At 62.1% G+C, this 20,266-nt stretch carries 16 protein-coding genes and 2 pseudogenes; 6 read left to right on the forward strand and 12 right to left on the reverse strand.

Annotated features, from left to right (window positions below; genetic code table 11):
- Positions 1 to 49 precede the first annotated feature (49 nt).
- On the reverse strand, positions 50 to 742 hold the full coding sequence (locus tag AC56LR_RS12265) for a PRC-barrel domain-containing protein (RefSeq protein WP_497130653.1): 693 nt from the start codon (positions 740 to 742) through the stop codon (positions 50 to 52).
- A gap of 449 nt (positions 743 to 1,191) precedes the next feature.
- Here AC56LR_RS12265 and AC56LR_RS12270 point away from each other — a divergent pair, with 449 nt between their 5' ends.
- Positions 1,192 to 1,818 carry a TetR/AcrR family transcriptional regulator gene (locus tag AC56LR_RS12270; protein ID WP_497130655.1) on the forward strand — a complete coding sequence of 209 codons (627 nt, stop codon included), beginning with the start codon at positions 1,192 to 1,194 and terminating at the stop codon, positions 1,816 to 1,818.
- A gap of 223 nt (positions 1,819 to 2,041) precedes the next feature.
- Here the strand turns inward: AC56LR_RS12270 and AC56LR_RS12275 are convergent, their stop codons facing one another.
- The 3 genes from AC56LR_RS12275 to AC56LR_RS12285 are packed head-to-tail and all read right to left on the reverse strand — an operon-like array spanning position 2,042 to position 7,302.
- Positions 2,042 to 4,864, reverse strand: coding sequence for an Hsp70 family protein (locus AC56LR_RS12275; protein ID WP_497130657.1), 2,823 nt, complete (start codon positions 4,862 to 4,864; stop codon positions 2,042 to 2,044).
- A gap of 6 nt (positions 4,865 to 4,870) precedes the next feature.
- On the reverse strand, positions 4,871 to 6,733 hold the full coding sequence (locus tag AC56LR_RS12280) for an Hsp70 family protein (protein ID WP_497130659.1): 1,863 nt from the start codon (positions 6,731 to 6,733) through the stop codon (positions 4,871 to 4,873).
- Positions 6,730 to 7,302, reverse strand: coding sequence for a DUF2760 domain-containing protein (locus AC56LR_RS12285; protein ID WP_497130661.1), 573 nt, complete (start codon positions 7,300 to 7,302; stop codon positions 6,730 to 6,732). Before AC56LR_RS12285 ends, AC56LR_RS12280 begins: the two co-directional genes overlap by 4 nt.
- Positions 7,303 to 7,522: 220 nt before the next feature.
- Here AC56LR_RS12285 and AC56LR_RS12290 point away from each other — a divergent pair, with 220 nt between their 5' ends.
- Together AC56LR_RS12290 and AC56LR_RS12295 are read left to right on the forward strand one after the other, a co-directional pair.
- The gene (locus tag AC56LR_RS12290) at positions 7,523 to 7,720 is read left to right on the forward strand and encodes a hypothetical protein (protein WP_497130662.1); all 198 of its coding nucleotides are present in this window, start codon (positions 7,523 to 7,525) and stop codon (positions 7,718 to 7,720) included.
- Positions 7,721 to 7,850: 130 nt separating this feature from the next.
- On the forward strand, positions 7,851 to 8,237 hold the full coding sequence (locus AC56LR_RS12295; RefSeq protein WP_497130664.1) for a VOC family protein: 387 nt from the start codon (positions 7,851 to 7,853) through the stop codon (positions 8,235 to 8,237).
- Between the two features lie 15 nt (positions 8,238 to 8,252).
- Here AC56LR_RS12295 and AC56LR_RS12300 read toward each other — a convergent pair whose 3' ends face one another.
- Both AC56LR_RS12300 and AC56LR_RS12305 read right to left on the reverse strand, forming a co-directional pair.
- On the reverse strand, positions 8,253 to 9,152 hold the full coding sequence (locus AC56LR_RS12300) for a DUF2145 domain-containing protein (RefSeq protein ID WP_497130665.1): 900 nt from the start codon (positions 9,150 to 9,152) through the stop codon (positions 8,253 to 8,255).
- A complete protein-coding gene (locus AC56LR_RS12305) occupies positions 9,152 to 9,613 on the reverse strand; it encodes a hypothetical protein (protein WP_497130666.1) in 462 nt (153 codons plus the stop codon). The genes AC56LR_RS12300 and AC56LR_RS12305 overlap by 1 nt, the downstream gene beginning before the upstream one ends.
- A 226-nt stretch (positions 9,614 to 9,839) precedes the next feature.
- On the opposite strand from AC56LR_RS12305, the gene AC56LR_RS12310 reads away from it, so the two are divergent.
- Positions 9,840 to 10,928 carry an endonuclease/exonuclease/phosphatase family protein gene (locus AC56LR_RS12310; RefSeq protein ID WP_497130667.1) on the forward strand — a complete coding sequence of 363 codons (1,089 nt, stop codon included), beginning with the start codon at positions 9,840 to 9,842 and terminating at the stop codon, positions 10,926 to 10,928.
- 24 nt (positions 10,929 to 10,952) lie between these two features.
- On the opposite strand, the gene hepT is transcribed toward AC56LR_RS12310, so the two are convergent.
- Complete coding sequence (hepT, locus tag AC56LR_RS12315) at positions 10,953 to 11,387, reverse strand: type VII toxin-antitoxin system HepT family RNase toxin (RefSeq protein WP_497130669.1); 435 nt, start codon at positions 11,385 to 11,387, stop codon at positions 10,953 to 10,955.
- Positions 11,388 to 11,403: 16 nt separating this feature from the next.
- Complete coding sequence (locus AC56LR_RS12320; RefSeq protein WP_497130671.1) at positions 11,404 to 12,642, reverse strand: putative Na+/H+ antiporter; 1,239 nt, start codon at positions 12,640 to 12,642, stop codon at positions 11,404 to 11,406.
- A gap of 228 nt (positions 12,643 to 12,870) precedes the next feature.
- On the opposite strand from AC56LR_RS12320, the pseudogene AC56LR_RS12325 reads away from it, so the two are divergent.
- Positions 12,871 to 13,176: pseudogene (locus AC56LR_RS12325) on the forward strand (translesion DNA synthesis-associated protein ImuA); the annotation flags it as partial.
- 1,058 nt (positions 13,177 to 14,234) lie between these two features.
- Here AC56LR_RS12325 and AC56LR_RS12330 read toward each other — a convergent pair.
- The 4 genes and pseudogenes from AC56LR_RS12330 to imuA all read right to left on the reverse strand — a co-directional run.
- A pseudogene (locus tag AC56LR_RS12330) lies at positions 14,235 to 14,378 on the reverse strand (VPA1269 family protein); the annotation flags it as partial.
- A gap of 9 nt (positions 14,379 to 14,387) precedes the next feature.
- The gene (gene gmtY, locus AC56LR_RS12335) at positions 14,388 to 15,470 is read right to left on the reverse strand and encodes a gamma-mobile-trio recombinase GmtY (RefSeq protein ID WP_497130673.1); all 1,083 of its coding nucleotides are present in this window, start codon (positions 15,468 to 15,470) and stop codon (positions 14,388 to 14,390) included.
- A 226-nt stretch (positions 15,471 to 15,696) separates the two neighbouring features.
- Positions 15,697 to 17,166 (reverse strand): Y-family DNA polymerase, encoded by a 1,470-nt coding sequence (locus tag AC56LR_RS12340; RefSeq protein WP_497130675.1) that lies wholly within the window; start codon positions 17,164 to 17,166, stop codon positions 15,697 to 15,699.
- Complete coding sequence (gene imuA / locus AC56LR_RS12345; RefSeq protein WP_497130677.1) at positions 17,099 to 17,842, reverse strand: translesion DNA synthesis-associated protein ImuA; 744 nt, start codon at positions 17,840 to 17,842, stop codon at positions 17,099 to 17,101. The genes AC56LR_RS12340 and imuA overlap by 68 nt, the downstream gene beginning before the upstream one ends.
- Positions 17,843 to 18,129: 287 nt before the next feature.
- Here imuA and AC56LR_RS12350 point away from each other — a divergent pair, with 287 nt between their 5' ends.
- Positions 18,130 to 20,265: a TonB-dependent receptor gene (locus AC56LR_RS12350; RefSeq protein ID WP_497130679.1), complete on the forward strand. Its 2,136-nt coding sequence runs from the start codon at positions 18,130 to 18,132 to the stop codon at positions 20,263 to 20,265.
- Position 20,266: the final 1 nt, after the last annotated feature.

Below are 20,266 nucleotides of genomic sequence, written 5' to 3' on the forward strand. Positions count from 1 at the left end.
CGGGGCAGCCCAGGCCATTGGCCTAGGCTGCCCCGCCCACCCTACAAGATCAGCCGATATTGCTGCCCCGAATCCGGCTCAAATCCTTGTCATCTCCATCATGCCCCGGCCGCGGATCGGCGCTGCCGCCGACCCCGTACGAATCACCATGCACGCTCCCTGAACCAACGCTGACGCCGACGCTGCTGCCCGCGCCGCCGGTGCTGCCGGTGCCGCCGGCCGAACCCGCCCCCATGCTCGAGCCCATGCCGCTGCCCATCGCCGAGCCGGAGCCGACGCCGGTTGTGCCGGTCATGCCCCGCACCGACGAGCCGGGCCCCATGGAAGGGGCGCGCGGACGATCGATGTCGGTGCCGTAGAAGCTGTGGATGCTGGTGGCCCAGGCGACGTCGCTCATGTCGGGCCAGGCATCCTTGTGGAAGCCGGGGGCGTTTTTCAGCCTTTCCTTCTCGACATCGAGCACCATGCGCTTGTTCACGGTGTCGAGGTGCAGCGCCTGCCAGGGCACGGCGAACAGCTTTTCACCCAGGCCGAGGAAGCCGCCGAAGGCCAGCACGGCATACGCGACCTGGCCGGTCTGCATGTCGAGCATGATTTCCTTGATGTCGCCGAGATCATCCTCTGCGGCATTGACTACACTATCACCGATCAATGTGTCCGCACCCATCAGCGCCGGGCCGGGGCCGCTGCCGCGGGTGTCCTTGTAGATGCCATACCTGTCACGATCTGCGTAGCTCATCATCACCTCCATGGTCGTTGAGTAACCGGCAAAGCCAGCATGCCTGTCCATCGAGGCCAGGGTGCGACCTTGCCAATCGCATGATATGGCGCAATCGTGTGGCGCCGCGCGCGACAGAAAGTGCTGCTTGCTGCGTTAAGCGAGTTAGTGCACAGAAAATGATTTGCTCTGTAGTTAATGTGCTAAGTAATGTTTCGGAGATAAAACAAATGACTGTCAACTCGCGCTGCAACTACGCCGGCCCACTGGGCAAACTGATCCCGACCCGTCCGGTCATCTCGCTGTTCGATTCCCTTTTTTCCCGCCTGAGCTGGCTCAGCCGCCGCTGAACCAGGGGCCTTGCGCGCGCGGGCTGGCCCCAGCCCGCGCGCCAGCCTCAGCCCTGTCTCTGCCTGGCTCATTGTCCTGAAAAATTCCCTTGTTGTTTCGCACACCTGTGCTAAAGTAGGTGTATGAACACCGCCGCCGCCATCACCGCCAAAAGCGAAGCGACCTACGCTGCGATCCTCGAAGCCGCGGTCGACATGGCGGCCGCCGAGGGTATCGGCAAGGTGTCGCTGGGCGAACTGTCCAAGCGCACCGGCATCAGCAAGAGCGGCGTGTTCTCGCGGGTCGGTTCGCTGGAATCCCTGCAGGGCGCGGTGCTGGACGAATACGACCGCCGTTTTGCCGATGAAGTATTCCTGCCTTCGCTGCAGGTGCCCAAGGGCTTGCAGCGCCTGACGCTGCAGGTGAATTTGTGGCTGAAGAAGATCGGCAGCGAGACGGCGCGCGGCGGCTGCCTGTATGCGGCGGGAGCCTTCGAGTTCGACGACGTTCCGGGTCCACTGCGCGACCGGATCGAAGAAGGCGTGGTCAGGTGGCGCGCCTCCTTGCGCAAGACGGTGCTGCAGGCGATGGAGGCCGGACACCTGCGGCCGGACACCGAGCCCGAACAGCTGGTGTTCGAGATCTACAGCCTGGTGATCGGCGTGATGCACGACGCGCGCTTCCTGCACGACGACACGGTGCCGCGCCGGGCGCAGCGGGCTTTCAACCGGCTGATATCGACGTACAAGAGTTTCAGCGACCTGGAATAGGGTTGTGGGATCGGGCGCGACAAGACAGGTCCGTCCATTTTTTTGAAGTAATTTCGCACACCTGTGCGAAAGTTGAGCTTGCCAAGGAGTCGATCATGTCTGCATTCTTGTTGTGGGTCCTGTCGGTCGCCGGCGTTGCCGGTTCTGCCTGGTTCGTGTTCGGCAATGTGCTGCGCGCCGTGCCGGCGTCGAACGAGGACTTCGTGTTCTGCTGAAGTCGAGTTCAGCGCAGCAGCTTGAGGCCCGGCGGCAGCGCATCGCCCAGCATGCGGGTCTCGACGGCCTGGTCGAGTTCCACCACCTCGCGCACCATCGCCGTCCAGGCCGGTGGTGCGCCGGTGGCGGACAGGCGCCGCAGCACCTCGTCGCGCACCGCTTGACCGATGTCGCGCGAGCGGTCGCCGGTCATGCGCGCGATGTGGGCGGCGGCAAAGCCGGCCGGTTCGATCTTCTTCCAGTCGAGGCTCAAGAGCCGGGTCAGCCAGGCTTCGGCCGACGCGCTTGGGGCCACTTCGTGCGCGGCGCCGTGGAAGGACTGGCGCGCGCCGACCCGGCCCAGCGCCCACAGGTAACGGGCGTACCTGGCCGCGGCTCTGGCGTCGATCTTCGCGCCACCCGGCATCTCCATGATCTGGCCTATCAACCACTCGCCGATCTCGGCCTTGTAGGCGGACGGGATGCGTTCGAGCGAGGCGCCCACGCGCAGCATGTCGTCCTCGGTGCCGTCCACCAGCGTGACGGGACGGCGGCCGCGTTCGGAGGCGTCGGCCTGCAGGTTGAAGGCGAAATCGTCGAGCAGCCGCAGTTGCGCATCGAGCGACAGGCCGCCGGCCACGCGCCGCCACAGCGTCCACCATTCGGCGCGCACCTGGCTGTCCTTGTGGTATTGCACGCCCGTGTCGAACAGGGCCCACAGCTGCTCGATGCGCCATTCGTCGAGCGGGTGGCCGAAGCCGGGCCGCAGGCAGTACCCGGCGAGGTTCAGCCACGCGCGCTCGTGCTCGGCGGAGCGGCGCCGGCCCCTGGCGCGCGCCAGCAGGGCGTCGAACAGGCGGCGCAGCAAGGGCGTGGTCCAGCGCTCGCGCGCGCCTACCAGGTGTTCGAGCGAGGCGCGCAATTGGCGCACTTCGCGCGGGTCGACCTGCTGCGAACGGTTGCCGAAGATGCGGTCGATGAGGACGACCGCCTCGTCGAGCTGGGGCGGCAGCGTGGCATCTTCAGGCAGCTCATCGGCTTCGCCGCGCAGCTGGAATTCGAGGCGCCAGCGGCGGGCGTCGTCGTCCTCGGCCACGCAGAACACGTCCAGCGTGCCGACTTCCGATAAAGTCGCGGCCAGCTGCACCGGGATGTCCGCGGTACGCGCCGTGCCTCCGCCGCGCAGGACGGTGGAGATGGCCGGGAGGCGCACGATGTCCGTGGCCGGCAGGTCGAGCAGCTCGCCCGGCTGCGGCAGCCGTCCGCCCGGATCGGCCGTCGAGGAGACCAGGTGGAAGCGCACCGGCCGCCCCAGGCGCAGCGCGAAGCTGCGGCCTTCCAGGCGAACCTCGATGCCGGCCGGCGCGCCGCGCGGCAGCAGGCAGACGGCGCGCAAGCTGTCGCCCGAATGTTCGGCATCGAGGAGCAGGTAGTAGTTGCGCGCCGAGCCGCTTTCGATGTTCGGCGCCTGTCCCGCGCGCGCCAGCGAATAGGCGACGCCGCCGCGCGCGACGGCCACGTCGGGATCCTCGTTGTGCAGCACGTGCACGGGCGCGCCGCGCCAGCGAGACAAGACCTCGCCAAGGCGCTGAGCCAGCGCCGCGCCGCGGAACACGCCGCCATTGAGCAGCAGGGTATCGGGCACCGGCAGGCTGCCGTCGTCTGGAATACCGAGCGCCTCGCGCGCCGCCTGCGCATGCTGGCGCAGGAAGCCGGCCAGATGGCGGGTGATGGCCGGGTCGCTCGCATACGGCAGGCCGAATTCGACGATGCCGGCACGGGCCCGTTTGGGCGGCTCCTGCGCTTCGTTGGGCGGGAAGAAGCCGTCGAGGACGATGCGCTCGACGTCCTCGCGCGTGATGCTGGCGGACTGGCTGGCGCCGATCAGGCGCGAGCCCGCGCCAAGCAGGGTGACCGTGACCTGGTCCGGCGCATCCGGCGCCAGCAGCTGTTCCTTCGCCGCGCGGCAGCGTTCGGTGAGCTGGGCCAGCCGCCCGGCCGACAGGCGCGTTGGCTGGGCATCCTGCCCGCCGAGGCGCGATTCGGCCAGGCGCGCGAGCGCCAGGTCCATGTTGTCGCCGCCGAGGATCAGGTGGTTGCCCACGCCGATGCGGGTGAGCCCGGGTTCACCGTCCGCGCCTGGCTCCACCTTGACCAGGCTGAAGTCGGTGGTGCCGCCGCCGACGTCGGCCACCAGCACCAGGCGCGTACCCGCGAGGTCCCGGGCCAGCGTGGCGCGGTGCCGGTACAGCCAGTCGTAAAGGGCCGCCTGCGGTTCTTCCAGCAGGCGCACCTCGAGCAGGCCCGCCATGCGCGCCGCTTCCAGGGTCAGCGCACGCGCGCCTTCGTCGAAGGAAGCGGGAACGGTAAGGACGATCTGCTGGCGTTCCAGCGGCGCCTTGGGGAAGCGTGTGTTCCATGCGGCGCGCAGGTGCGCGAGATAGCTGGCGCTGGCCGCGACCGGCGACACCTTCGGGACCTCGGCGTCAAGCGCACCCCAGGGCAGGATGGGCGCCATGCGGTCGACGCCGGCGTGCGATAGCCAGCTCTTGGCGCTGGCTACCTGCCGTCCCGGCGTGTGCGCGCCGAGCACGCGCGCCAGGCGGCCGATCGCCACGCGTTCGACCCCGGCCGGGTCGTGCGCCGTCCAGGGCAACTGGAGTTCGCCGGGAGCGAGTTCGCCCTCGGCAGGGTGGTAGCGCATCGACGGCAGCAGCGGCGCCGCGGCCACTTCGCCGGGCGCCACCAGCTGGTCGATCGCCAGCAGTTCGACCTGCGTGACGCCAGGGGCGGCATAGGCCAGCACCGTATTGGTGGTGCCCAGGTCGATGCTGACGAGGTAGGACGTCACTGCCGCTTACTGTGCGCTGCGGACGTCGAACTCGATCTTCCAGCGCTGGCCATCGCGCGCGACGGCGGCCAGTTCAAGCGTGCCGGTATCGGTGGCGAGCGCATGCAATTTGACCTGCACCACGTCGCCCGCGACGCGGCCTTCCGCCGGCAGCGTCGCCTGGATTTCGTGCAGTTCCTGCAGTTCTTCCGGACCCCAGAATTCCAGCACCTCGCCGATGCGGTCCTGGCGGCGCGTGGTGGAACCGAAGAAGCGGAAGGTGACCGGCTCGCCCACCACCAGGCCGAATTCCTGGCCCGGCAGTTCGAGTTCGCTGCCTTCTTCCATGCCGAAGGGCGCCACGCACAGCGCTTCGATCGGGGGCTCCATGCCGGGAATGGCCGGCATCGACGATTCCACGCCGACGTAGTAGGAACGGGCCGTGCCGCCGCGGATGCGCACGCCGCCGCCACGGCGCGCATAGCTGTAATAGGCCGCGCCGCGCGCCACCGCCAGGTCGAGGTCCGCGCCCGCCAAGGAGCGTGCAGGCTCGGCCCCTTCCATGTACAGCCAGTCGTTGATGGTGTCCATCACGCGCTGGGACAGGATGGCGGACTTGAACACGCCGCCGTTGAACAGCACGGCGCTCGGATGCAGGAAGCTCGGTCCGCCGTCGCGGTGGTCCCCGTTTACCCGGCCACTAAAGCCTTCGAGTTCCGCGGTGGCGCCGGCCTGGCGTGCCAGGAAGGCCGCCAGGTGGCGGGTGATGGCGGCGTCCTGCGCATACGGCAGGCCGACCTGGGTCAGGCCGGCGCGGGTACGCACGGCAGGCCGGGCGCTCGCTTCCACGCGCGGGAAGAAGCCATCCAGAATGAAGGTGGTGACTTCCTCGCGCGTGAGTTCGGTGCGGATCGAGCCGCCGATCAGCTTCGAGCCGCGGCTCGGTACGACGATCGGCCAGGTGGTGGCCTCGGCGTCGGCCAGCAGGTGCTCCTTGGCGCTGCGGCAGCCGTAGGTGAGGGCGCGCATCTGCCAGGAGTCGAGCTGGGTGCCATTGGCCTGGAGTTTGCGCGCCACCAGGTGGGCCAGCGCCAGGTCCATGTTGTCGCCGCCGAGCAGGATATGGTCGCCCACGGCCACGCGGTGCGGTTCGAGCTTGCCCTCGCGTTCGAGGATGGCGATCAGCGAGAAGTCGCTGGTGCCGCCGCCGACGTCGACCACCAGCACGATGTCGCCAGCCTTGACCTGCTTGCGCCAGGCGCCGCCGCTGCCCTGGATCCAGCTGTACAGGGCCGCCTGCGGCTCTTCCAGCAGGGTCGGTGCGAAGCCGGCGGCGCGCGCTGCTTCCGCGGTGAGTTCGCGCGCGCCCGGGTCGAAGGAAGCGGGGATGGTGACGGTGACCTGCTGCTGTTCAAAAGGCGCGTCCGGGTGCGCCGCATTCCAGGCCTGGGCCAGGTGCGCCAGGTAGCGGGTGGACGCTTCGAGCGGCGAGACGCGCGTGACTTCTTCCGGCGCATCGTGCGGCAGGATGGCGGCGCGGCGGTCCACGCTCGGGTGGCTCAGCCAGCTCTTGGCCGAGGACACCAGCCGGATCGGGGTGGTGGCGCCGCGGCTGCGGGCCATCTCGCCGGCGATCGTGGTTTCGCCCTCGGCGCTCCAGGGCAGGGCCAGTTCGCCCGGCGCCAGTTCGTCCGGGTGCGGCAGGTACAGGAAAGAAGGCAGCAGCGGCAGGGTGTCGACCGTGCCGGGGGCGGTCAGCTGCGGGATGGCCAGCACGCCGTCGAGGGTCTTTTCGCCGTCGCTGGCCTGCAGGTCGACATACGACAGAGCGCTGTGGGTGGTGCCCAGGTCGATGCCGATGGCGTAGCGGGCATTCTGTGCGTCGCTCACAGTTCCACCTCCGCCGGGGCCAGCACGCGCGCGTCGTGCTTCTCGGCCAGCTGCGGCAACTGGACCTTCGCGGCGCGCCAGCCGCGGTGGGACAGCGTGCCCTTGAATGGGGCCGCGCCGACCACGTTGCCGGTCAGGCGCACGCTGGCGGCGTCGAAACCTTCTTCGAGGGTGATGCGTGCTCCTTCCGCTTCCGAACGCACCGGTTCGATCGTGAAATGCTCGCGCAGCACGCGCGCGCAGCCTTCGTGCACGACGCGGGCCGCCGCGCCGATGTCGGCGTCGGAATACGCGGCCAGGTTTTCGTGGGCGAAGTCGATCAGGCGTGCTTCGCGCTGGAACAAAGTCAATAGCTGCAGGGCCGATTCGGCGGTCGGGGCGCGCAGCGTCGGTGCGGCCGGCGCCGGCGCCGGCGCAGGTGCAGGCGCCGGGGCGGGAGCGGCCACGGGACCGACCCCGTCATCACGCACGCGCGCGGCGAATTCGGCGTCGCCCAGCGACTTGAAGAAACTGCCGAAAGCGATCGAGAGCCGGCTCCAGAAGGAGGGCAGGTTGGATGGTGTGCTCATTCTTGATCTTCTGTAGGGTGAGGGACGGGCGGGCTGTCAGACAGCCTCGGGGCCGACGTCCGGAAAACGCGCATGATACCAGTTCAGCCAATAGCAGCGCACGCACAGCATCGTGGAGATAGTTGATTTGTGAATGACGATCATCATGGATGTCAATTTGATTTCTATCTCAAAGGGCGCATACTGAAGCTATCCAAATTTTTTGCCCGTGAGGAAAGTCATGTCCCATTCCCTGCCAGCCGCGGCCAATGTCGCCAGTATCGCCCTCGACTTCATCCAGAGCCTGTTCAGCCGTCCATCGCCGGCCGCTTTGCGCAAAGCCGACGCCGGCGACATCTGGGCGCTCTACAGCATGAGCCGCGGACGCGATTCGGTCTCGCCCGCCGTCCTGCGCAAGCTGGCCGACAACGCAGCGTAAGCATCGTAGCGACGCAGTCCACGAGCCCTGCTTGATGCAGGGCTTTTTCTTGTCTGAAAGTTCTCAGTAGTGCGCTATGTGCCGCCGGATCGCAGTAGGCTATCCGCTCATATCTCCTGGGGAGGTGATCATGTTGTCCACTGCGGAAGCAATTGCAACGGTCGGGGTGCGCGATATCGCGAAGGCAAGGGAGTTCTACGGCACGGTGCTGGGATTGCAGGAAGGCGAAGCGGGTGATTGCACCCAGGGCGAGGTCCTGTCCTTCCAGAGCGGGAATTCCCGGATCTATGTGTACCGGTCCGAGTTCGCCGGCAGCAACCAGGCCACCGCCATCACCTGGGATGTCGGTGAGCAGATCGAGGAAATCGTCGTCGACCTGAAATCGAAAGGCGCGATCTTCGAGCGCTACAACATGGAAGGCATGCGGCTGGAAGGCGACGTCCACGTCGGCAGCGGGATGAAGGTTGCATGGCTGAAAGACCCGGACGGCAATATCCTGAGCATCGCGGGTAAATAAACGAGGCGCGGGCGCCTAGGGCGCCAGGCTGATCACTTCATCGCCCGGCCGGGGCTCGCAGCCGGCGCCGATCGGCTCCCAGCCGCGCCGCACGACGATGCGGCTGCTGTCATGGCACAGCTCCACGCGCCGCGCCTGCGGCGCCTGGCGGCGCACGAAATCCTCGATCGAGGCCGGCACGCTCACGTGCAGCGCCAGCGCGTGCGTATCTTCCAGCGGGTGGTCGTTCATGTGCACCAGCGGCACGAACTGCCCGGCAAACATCATCCAGTGCGAGGGAATCCTGATCGGCCCGGCGGTATAGCCCCGGGTGCGCAGCCAGCTTTGGGCAGCATCGCGCGCATGCGTCCGGCCGTCGAGGCGGCCCCAGGCGCTGGCGATCAGCTCGGCCACCCAGCCGTTGCAGTTCTGGTAGCGGGTGCCGTAGGCATAGGCATTGGCGCTGTATTGGCTCGAGAGCAGGGCCAGGCCCAGGCGCTTGTCCAGCGCGGCCGCTTCCAACAGCGCGCTGTCTTGTTCCGGCAAGAACAGCAGCGCGATATGGCCGCGCGCTGGCGCATCGGCCCCGAGCGCGAAGCCGGCCACGCCCTGGTCGAACAGGCGCGGGCGCGATTCGTCGCAGGCGTAGTAGAGCTGGCGCACGGCCCAGGGGCCGCCCGGATTGTCGCGCAGGGCGATGCCGGCATGCGAATACAGCTGGCCGAAACGGCTCAGGTCAAGGCCGGCGCGTGCGATCAGCGCCACGCCGGCGCCCGAGCGCTCGAGCTCCCCCTTGACTGCGCCGGCGAAGCGCAGCACGCGGTCCTGGTCGGCGGCGCTGATGTCGAGCGAGCGCTCGCAGAAGGTGGGCAGCCCGGCCGTTGCGCTTGCGCTCGCGGCCAGCAGGAGCGCCGCGGCGGCAGGGCGAAGCAACATCAAATGGTGACTTTGCGCGAGCCGAGGTCGCGGTACCAGTCGTCCTGCAGCGCCAGGAAGAAGGAGTGTCTGGTATCGGCGTGGGCGAATTCATAGCCGTAGACGCGCTCGCTTACCTGCACCAGTTCGCCTGCAGTCACGGGACGTTGCGCCAGGGCGCGGTTCGGCACGTCGAGGGTGAACTCGCGCGCCGGGCCGGCCACGGCGCGCAGGGTCATGCGGGTGGTGTCCGGCTTGGCCGGGGCCTGGGCGACATCGATCACACGGTATTCGCCGGCCGCCACTTTCTTGTCGTCGCCCGAGCTGTTGCTGGAGCTGCCGATCGAGTCGGAGATGCTGCCCGACGAGGCCGATCCTGCGCTGGACGCCGAGGAGGTGAAGCTGGTGGCGTGAACCGGGACGGCGCAGGCGGCTGCGAAGGCTGCCAGGCAGAGCGCGCGGGAAAACTGGCTGAATTTCATGGACATCTTTCGTGGGAAGAACCGGATGGCGCCTATGGTACAAGCCCGCCGCAGCCTTGAGAAGGCAGGCTGGGGTGGTTTGTGTAAGTAGCTGTAATAAGCGAGGCAGGGCGCGCAAAATCGTAGGCGTTTACGCACGCTAGCGCACAGACTGCCGTATCGAAAGGCCGCATACTCGGGCCATCGCAATTTTGTGATGAGCTCATCAACTGCCTCCGAGACAGCCATGCTACCTATTTTCGCGACCCTCGTTGCCCTGATCGTGCTGGCAACGCTGCTGCCGCTGCTGCGCAATCCAGTGTGGTGGATTCGTGACTGGGATTTCCCGCGCCTGCAACTGGCGATTCTGTCCGTCGTGGTACTGATCGGACAATGCGTGTTCCTGGATTGGCAAGAGCCGGCATTCCAGCTCCTGGTGGTTGCCAACGCCGCCTGCCTGGCCTACCAGGCGTGGTGGATCATTCCATACACAAAGTTCTTTCCCCAGGAAGTCAAGGTCTCGGTCGTGGCCGAGTCGAGCCGCCAGTTCCGTATCCTGACAGCGAACGTGCTGACCACCAACCGCAATACCGATGGTCTGATTGCCCTGATCCGGGAGCACCAGCCCGATATCTTCGTCACGCTGGAAACGGATGCGTGGTGGCAGGAAAGGCTGGATGTGCTCGACGCGGACTACCCGCATTCGGTCAAGTGCCCGCTCGATAATTTATATGGCATGCATGTGTATTCCCGGCTGCCGCTGGAGGACAGCAAGCTGCAATTCCTGGTCGAGGACGACATCCCGTCGATCCATACGCTGGTCCAGCTGGAGTCGGGCAAGAAAGTGCGCATGCATCTCCTGCATCCGACCCCGCCCAGCCCGACGGAACACGAGGAGTCCACCCAGCGCGATGCCGAACTGCTGGTGGTCGCCAAGAGCGTGGCCGAAGCCGGCCACGACACGCCGGTCATCGTGGCCGGCGACCTGAACGACGTGGCGTGGTCGACTACGACCCGGCTGTTCCGCAAGATCAGCGGCCTGCTCGACCCGCGTATCGGGCGCGGCATGTTCAATACCTTCCATGCCGATTACTGGTTCGCCCGCTGGCCGCTCGACCACCTGTTCCACAGCGAGCATTTCACGCTGTCCTTCATCAAGCGGCTCCCGCATTTCGGATCGGACCATTTCGCGATGCTGGTCGAGCTGACCTATGACGCCGCACGCGGCGCGGAGCAGGAAGGTCTGGCCGCGGACGAGGAAGACCACGCGCTGGCCGACGAAAAGATCGCCGCCGAGGATGTGGAAGTGGACGACGTGCACGAGCCGCAGGCGTGATGCGGCACATCCAGCCGGCGAAGGTCAGGGATCCTGCGCCAGCCCGGGCTGGCTGGCGCCGCTCACCAGCGCCGCCGCATACACCGTGAAATCGTCCAGCCCGCGCTTGATGATGGTGACCAGCGCCGGCAGCGGCGCTTCCTGGTAATCCCATTCGGCGCGGCAGAATTCGCCGGTGCGCTTGAGGTCTTCGGCCAGGGTGGCCTCGATCCAGCCGTGTTCGGCCAGCAGGGTGATGACTTCGCGCTCGTCGTGCGGCAGGCCGAGCCTAGCGTTGCCGATCACGTAGTCGCCCATCTCGATGGCGGCTTCCCAGGCGCGGATCACGTTGAGGGTGGCTGCATCCTGGCGCGTAAGGTCGCTGACGAAGGTGGTCGGGTCCTTCTCGTATTCGTCGCGCGCGCGCCGGCAGCAGCGTTCGATGGTGCCGGCCTTGCTGACCAGGATGTCGTCGTCCATTGCTTTCTCTCCCAAGCTAGATCAGGAACATGGCTGCCGCCACGCAGGTGGGGCCCAGCGCCCCCAGGAACAGTCCACCCATGCCGATCGACCCGTGCTCGAAGCCCGCGCGCAGCAGGGCGGCGCCGGCCGGGTTGGGGGCGTTGGCGATCACGGTCAACCCGCCGCCGCCGACCGCGCCGGCCACCAGCATGTACTTGGCTTCGGCCGACAATCCCTCGATCAGCGAGCCGAGATAGGTCAGGGCTGCATTATCGGTGATTGCCGTCAGTGCCAGCGCGCCGAAGAACAGGGCGGTCGGCTCCAGGCTGGAGACCAGCGGCTGCAGCCACCACTGCTGCATCCCGCCCAATACGACCAGCCCGGCCAGGAAGAAGCCCACCAGCAGGCCTTCCTTCAGGATCAGCGGCGACTGGTGTTTCGGGTAGGCCTGGGTATAGCCGAGGAAGAGCAGGAACAGGCCGATGAACAGCACCGGGTGGTGCGCGAACAGCACCACGGCGGCCAGCAGTGCCAGGTGGACGGCGGACACCAGCCAGGGCATGCGCACCTCCGCCACGGTATCGGCGGCCGTCAGGTGGCGCCGCAGCAGCACGGTGACGACGCTGGCGTTGAAGACCACCGCGACCGCCGCGCGCCAGCCGAATGTGCCGGCCATGAAGGCGCTGTCCCAGCCCCAGGCGCCGGCCACCATCAGTACCGGCGGGGCGGCGTAGGACGTGAGGGTGCCGCCGATCGAGACGTTCACGAACAGCACGCCCAGCGCGCCGTATTTAAGTGGCTCGGGAATGCCGGGGCGGAACACCTGGGGCGCGAGCATCAGGGCGGCCAGGGTCATGGCGGCCGGTTCCGTGATCAGGGAGCCGCTCAGCGGCACCAGCGCCAGGCCGAGCCAGCACAGGGCCACCTCGGTGCGCACCGGCGCCAGCCGCGCAAGAAAGACCAGCAGGTCGCGCACGGTGTCGAGCACCGGCCGCGAGGCCGCGATCACCATCACCACGAAGACGAAGAGCGGCTCGGTGTAGTGGCGCGACTCGGCGTAGCCGATGGCCGCGTCGCCACCTGCCAGCAGGGCCATGCTGAGGACCAGCACGAAGGCCCAGAAACCGAACACCACCTCGACTTCGCCCAGCAGGTGGAACAGGCCGGCATGGCGTGGATGGCGCCGGGCCAGCGAGTGGAACAGTTTGGTGGAAAACGTATGGACCAGGGCAATCGCGAACAGCACCGCGCCGACGAGCTGGAGCGAGGTCATGGGCTGGCTCCGTGGAGTGCGGGGAACAGGATGGTCATTGTCTGGATGTAAATGGACGAGCCGCCATTATTTCATGTTTCCCTGCCAAGGCCGGGTTTTCCGGAGGCTGCGCGGGTTTAAGTTTTGTCAATACCAATCACCTCACTGGTATGTCCGGAATGAATACATCTTGCCAAATCCAGAACGAGCGAGTACTGTACGTTTATACAGTATTTTTGCCAGATCATCATGAACTGCTCACCTCATTTGGCGGCGCCCGAGTCCTTGCATCCTTCGCTCTGGCGCGCATCGCAACTGGCGCATGCCGGCACACGCTGCGTCGACACCGGGCATGCGGCCTTGTCGTCCCAGCTGCCCGGCGGCGGCTGGCCGGTCGGCACGCTCGTCGAGCTCCTGCAGCAGCAGCCCGGCATCGGCGAAATGCGCCTGCTGCGCCCGGCCCTGCAGGCCTGTGCCGAGCGCCGTATCGTCCTGTTGCAGCCGCCCCATGCACCGCAAGCCCTGGCGCTGGCCGCGCTGGGCCTGCCGCCTTCACACCCCCCTGCAAGGAGTCGAACGGTAGAGCCAATGTGCTTTGCAAGCGGCTCCGTGTTGATCAATGCCTTAGCTCGCTCAATCATAGAATAGGTGGAGTGCCAATTATGGGAAACATCGTCCAGATCCGTTAAGGCCGCTTCGCGCCGCCCATACAGAGAATCAAGCTTTCTCGATGCTTTCTGGTGGCCTTCGCTATTCTCGGCCATCATGTTTTCTAACTCGATAATGCTGTTTTCCATCTTTCGGAGCCGAGTGCTAGCATCCATTATCTCGATACCGATCGAGTTAAAATGCGCGACGAGTCCGCCAAGAAATGCTGGGCCTGAGATAAAGAAGCGGCATCGGATGCAGTTCCTTGGCCCGCCTGGAGTAGCCTGATAATCGTGACGGTTGTTTTCGCCAGTCACTTTTGGGCCACCTGTCGCGCACATGCTCCCGCCAACAGGGCAAATGCCCAGATCCCCTACGAGCCAAGCGGTGGGACTGTTCTTTTGTAAAGCATGCAGGCCAATTTGGTTGTTACTCGCAACTACCGACTCTGCCTGCTTCAAATTACAGTCTTGAAGAAAGCGGAGATAATTTTCTTTTTCCCGGCTCAATATTCGTTCTTGTGCCTCAGCTAATTTTTGCGAAATATAGGAAGCTCCAGGCTTAAGATAGTATAGGGTCATCAGAATCGTAGCGTGTCCCGCTACGCATTTGCTGAGAATGGCAAGGGGCACGCCGCCCTCCACCGACAGAGCCGTAAGGATCGAAACTCGTAGCGAGTGCAGGTCAAACGCCGGAACCACGGGTCTTCCGTCTTTTCCACGCGAGTCGATAAACCGAATCGGTTGCCCGTTTGGGAGAACTTCGCTTCGTGCGGCAACCCGTCTTTCCAGTTCGTCGAGTAGTTTTCGCCAAAAATGAGCTAACCTGGAAGACGTTATAGGCTGGTCCTTACGCGACTTGTTCGGGTCGCGAAATAGAAAGCATGTCGAACCACGAGCTTTAAGTTGCGCTTCAGTAAAATTGCGGATGTAGACTGGGTTGGTAAGATCCGCCCAACGGGTGGGCTCAAAAATCGGGTTGTATGTCGCCTGCCACTTAATCGTGGTCTGCACCAACGATATAACCTCGTCATGTTGCCATGGAATTTCGTAGCCGCGGTCCTTACTGTCTTTAAAGCGATCAGCTGTCTTGTTGGTGTTAACATAAATCCGACAAAATCACTTCCCAGCGTTCGATCTCGAAACCTTCGCAAGACGCCGTTTCGGACATTGCCCGATGCGCCTGACTGCTTTTCCATGGAGTTGTCGGTATGCGCCAATCGTATAGGGAGCATCTTTGACATCCTCTTTTGCGCTGACAAATAAATAAGGATGCAGAGCATGTCGGCTGCGAGAATTCATAATGTAATTCTTGAATAAAATAAGAAACGCCTCGCCCCAGTATGTGGGAAACCAATGAATCAGCGCATATTTCTCTTTGCCGTCACTTAGCTTTAGATCTTTCCACCCCGCATGGAAGCGTCCTTGAACGGTATTCCTTGGTTGCAGACCCCATTTGACACGGAGGTACTCCTCTCTGTTTGCAGGGATTACTTTGCCGGTGAGCGGGTCGATATAGTCGTGTGGGGCTGATCCGTATTGTGGGTGGTACAAGCGGACCATTGCTGACTTAGGATTTTGTGGATCGATCAGGACGTCACTGACATATAGGTGAAACGGTTCCGATTCGCGCAGTCCGCCACCTTGCAAAAGCATTGTGATCATGATATCTCGGACGTGCATATTCTCATGCATATTTCTTAAGCGTTGGTTGCCTCGGATTAGAAACCCGTTGGTCAGAAGTTCGTTTAATTTTTCTTCCGGAAAATGCTTGGCTGTCGATGTTTCGTGAACAAGCGACCGCTGCCTTATCGCAACAGTGCGTGAAAACTTTGATCGGGCTTGGATTGCCTCACGATCGAACGTATGGGCGAGCAGTGCGTGCGCACGTCGCTCGTCAAACCGCCGCCAATATGCTATCTGCTCTGCGTATGACGCAGTACGCCAAGGATTGATTGGTTTTGTGTCGTAGCGCTGTACTAGCCAATCGGAAAAGCCAGTTAGAAGCGTTAGAAGAAGTTTTGCGCGTGCGTTTGTTTTTGACGTCCAGAACAGGCCTGATGAATCCGTCTCATCGAGCTCGATTGTTCCGCCAATTAGTACTTCGGCAAATTCAGCAAGGAGTTGGGGCCTGTCTAGTTGAGACTTGAAATGCTGTTGATTCGACTTATGAAATCTATAAACAAACCTACAGCTCTGCAAAGCTCACGCTGCCATGCCAAAGAACGGCTACTAGCGTTTTCAAGGATATATTTAACTAAAGGCATCGGATCGCTGCTGCCTTCGTCGTCGGTCAGAATATATAAGACATATATTCGCCGACTAGTCTGTGAGGATCGTTTTACTAGTGTGCTGGCAACGGTATGGTAGCGTGGGGTTTCTCGTCGGATCATCAGGGGCAAACATAAGGTTTATGACTTGGTTTTCATTAGGCGTACAACCCATGTAAAAACCATCGCGCATCATTGGCGCGCTCCAGATAGATCCAATAACAACTTCCATCGTTTCCCTGAGCAATAAAGTAGTCTCGGGAAGCAGATTGCTCACACCACCAACCAGCTTCTATTCGCTCTGGGCCGCGGATTATTTTAAGCGGACTACCATAAAATGGTCGCTCATTACGCACTAGTAGCGCAATAGGCTTTGGCAATAAGAAAAATGGCCGATTATTGGCAATGAATTTTGTATTATCTTTAACTGGTTTGGTTGTTGGGGGTGCCCAGGCATTGTAGACCTCCGGAAGATAATCTTCAACATTATTAGGGGTTAATACATTTTCGTTACCAAGTCGTGCCGTTAATAGCTCAAGAAGTCGATGGTAATCTTCTAGCGAACCGCCAGGTTCGGGGAAAAGAGATTCATTTGTTGGGCGGGCGGCTTCGGTCTCTACTGCTTCGAGGCAGAGGCTAATTACAGGTGCGGTAAGTTGAATCTTCGGAAGACGTTCTTTTAGAAGCCGGATCAGGTGTCCTTCGTCCCATGCGGGTTCTGCCAAGCTTATCTCAATCTTTGTCGGTGCTATTGCGGCGCGACCACGTTCGTGTTCAAGAAGGAAAACGCAAACTCGGACTGCTCGTTGCAGAGACTTGAGCCAGCCAACTAACTGGAGGATAAGACTAGTTCCGCTGTGGAGCAATGCTCCTGTGTGCTCGATGCGATCACCGAGTTCGACGCGTGATTTGAACTGTAGTGGTGGTTTGATCCAATCAAATATTTCCGGTTCTTCGCCGTATGCTCGATCAAGCGCATAGATTAATTCCTTGCAAGTTCGACGCAAAAGACCGGCCCTGGGCAGTCTGCGAAGCGCACCAACCTGGTCGGCCCCAATGTCATTAAGCCAGTTCCGATACGGAGCGGCCTTTGGAAGCAAATCGCAAGGCAGCATGCTCAGCCGGTGGTGCAAGGTTTTTATCGATAATGTACGGCGACGTAGAGTGAGACCGTCTTGGCGTCGGCTTCGTGCAAGTAACCATGCGCCTTCTGCTGTGGGGGCGGTGCCGATTTGCGAGGTAAAACCAAGTGAGCTAAGGATGCTGGAAACGCGTAGGCAGAGTGAATGGGGCCCCTTGAATAACGTAAGGCTTGCACTAACGTCCAATAGAACCGAGAACTCTTCTTGCAAAACAATTTCCGGAGTGAACTGCATTAGCGCGGTTGCAATAGCCTGGAGCGCCTGGTCCTCCTTTTCTGGCGATCGATCCAGAGCTATTGCCGTAGGGGCGAGAGCCGATACGCTATCGCGGCGCATGCGTAAGCGTATTCCACACTGAGCGGCCTCGAAGGTCATCGCCAGTACCGCTCCTTGGTCGATAACGACAAATTGCCCAGATTCAGACCAACGCGGGCGTAGTGCTTCTAGTGGCAATGATGGGAGATGGACGCTTAACAGGAGTTTCATAATCTTTGTTCAGTGGCCGGCGAACCACAGGCATATTCGTCAAGGAAATAAAAAGACGGCTCTCACAGTAAGGCCCTCTTCGTTTGACAATATTCACAGAAAGTCCACCAGGGATTGGACGAAGTGCTATGCGTAACGGTGATGGCGAAGCGTTCGCCGCAGCTGAGATAGGCCGCATGAGCCAAAACCATGTATCGGTGGTTTGTGCCGCGAGGTTCAGGCGCCGAAGCGTTTCAGGTCGGATATCGGTTTGCCAGAGTATGACGGCACCGCAATTGCCGCTTTTAAGAATTTGCTCTGTAGCCCATAAGGCATCTGATGAACTTTTTGGGCGGAGCCATAACAAATTTCGTTCATTCACTTGCCAAGCACGGCAGGCCATAAGATGGGGATGGTAAGGCGGCTGAATAAGCACAACCCGTTGCGACACTGAGAGGGGAGATAAAATTGGTTGTAGCAATTGCATCTCTCCAATACCGTTTTGCTGCACAAGTAGTTCAATCAGAGCTGACCTTGGCCAACCTCGATCCGGTAGTTCCTGGTCGAGCAGCTCATGCCCAGTGGTCTGGGCGGTTGATCGTGCAATCGCTAACTCGCTTGCACGCCATACGTCACGTAGGACTGACTGTGGCACTTTCCCAGTCTTCGGGGGAACAATGGTAGGTGAAGTATACATGGATGAGCCTAATACTGTATGTTTATACAGTATAAGTGGCGAATGGTTGAAAGTGCAAGATGGTTTGATGGCTTCATGGTCGACCCATTCATCGGCGCTGCTTCAGCCTTGCAGGACGAAGTCAGCGATTGTTTACGCTGAGCCGTGGGACACGGTTACCAAATTCCTTGCCTCTTGTCAGTAGAACATGCAACAATGCGAATAAGAATAATTCGCATTCAAAGCGTCAGTTTGTTAGCATGGCTGATGCTCAGTGAGCAAAAGATGACTACTTTAGAGAGAAAAGCATGGCATTGAAGAAGACCCAGTTGGCCCTGATTGCCGCGCTCGCCGTTCAGCAGATGATGATTGAAGCTTCTGCTCAATCGACGCAGAATCAGCCTGAGGCGGACGTGTCCGTCGTCAAGGTCAGTGGTACGCGTTCTGGGTCCAACGACTACAATCAACCGACTGCGACGAGTGCAACCAAACTCGATGCAGCCCTACGCGACATTCCCCAAACGGTCAATGTAGTGCCCCAGCAGTTGTTGCTGGACCAGGCTGCCCTTTCAATGGAAAGCGCTCTGAAATCGGTGCCTGGCGTCGGCCTGTCGCACGGGGATGGACAGCGCGACCAAGTCACGCTGCGCGGTTTTTCCGCCATCTCGGACCAGTTCATCGACGGCTTGCGCGACGATGCGTTGTACTTCCGTGACCTGTCCAACATTGAACGCATCGAAGTACTCAAGGGCCCGGCCTCGGTGCTTTATGGCCGTGGATCATCTGGTGGCCTCATCAACCGTATCAGCAAGAAGCCCGGCATTAACAAGAGCGAGATCACGGCGCAAGTGGGCAGCCGGGATCAGAAGCGAGCCTCCGTGGACTTGGCACGTAACTACATGGACGCCGGCGCCGCGTTCCGGGTCACCGGCGCCGTCGAGCGGGCGGACAGCTATCGCAGCCAGCAATTTCTTGAGCGTGAAGCGTTCGCCCCCTCGTTGCTGGTTAAACTTGGAGAGGCTACCAGCGTCCTGTTCCAGGCCGAACGCCTGTCTGACCGGCGTGTGACCGATTTCGGCGTTCCGTCGTATCAAGGGCGCCCGGTAGACGTTCCTGCATCAACTTACTATGGCGCAGCAAACGCGCGTGACGTCGACTATTCGCAGGCGGAGGTAACGGCGCTCGGGTTTTCGCTCCAGCATCGTTTCAACGATAACCTTTCTGTACGCAACGCTTTCCGCCATTATGACTACAGCCTGGATCGCAACAACACCCTCGTTGGCGCCGTGAACGAGCAGGCGCGCACTGCCTCTCTCAACCGCACCAATCTGAAGCGTGAGGAAGATGGCTATTTCAATCAGACCGAGCTGGTCCAAAAAGCATCGCTGGGCAACCTAGCGCACCAGATCTTGTACGGCGTCGAATTCGGAAAGCAGAACAAGGACCAAGTGAACCGTTCGCAAAGCAACGTTGCCACGGTTGCGCTGTTCAATCCGGTCCTGCCAGTGCTGCCCAAGCAGGTCACCGCCGCGCCCTCGACCGACAATCTCGGCATTATGAAAACGAGCAGCGTCTACGTCCAGGACCTAGTTTCCCTGTCGGCGCAATGGAAGGCGCTGGCTGGCTTGCGTTACGACCGATTCGAGCAGGAGACGGTGGAGCGCCGGGCGGGACAATCGAACCTGGCGCGGAAAGACATCGCCTGGAGCCCTCGTATTGGCCTAGTGTACCAACCGACCGAGGAACAGTCTTATTACGCGTCGTACAGCAAGTCATTCCAACCGTCGGCCGAAAACTTCCCGCTCGCCGCCAATAATGCCCAGATCGAGCCTGAAGAAACGACTAATAAGGAAATCGGTGCAAAATTTGATTTCCTCGGAGGTGCCGTTTCGACAACCGCGTCGCTGTTCCGACTTGAGCGCACCAACATCAAGTCGACCGACCCAGTCACCAACCGGCTCATTCCGATTGGCGTGCAACGTACGGACGGCCTGGAGCTCACGCTCGCCGGCGAGCTGCCGCAAGGCTGGCAGGTGTGGTCTGGCTACTCCTGGCTGGACGCGCGCATCACTTCATCACCAGCACTTGATAACAGCGATAACGTCGTCAAGCGCGTCCCAATCCAGGGCAAGCGCGCCACGCTCACGCCTCGGCACAGTGCCAATTTCTGGGTGACCAAGTCGCTCGGCCAGGGGCTACGCGCGGGCGCAGGAGTCAATTACGTCAGCGACCGGTTCGCCAATCCGGGCAATACCGTGACCCTCCCAGGTTTCACGACGGTTGACGCGATGGTGGCTTATCGCCTTGCCGGCGCCGACCTGCAATTGAATGTGACGAACCTGCTGGACCGGGAATACACCGTGTCTGGACATGGCAGCTCACCGAACCTGATCATGCCCGGCGCTCCTCGTGCCGTGCAGTTGACGGCGCGCTATGCATTCTGAC

The sequence above is a fragment of the Telluria sp. ZT3P39 genome (assembly GCF_059685935.1).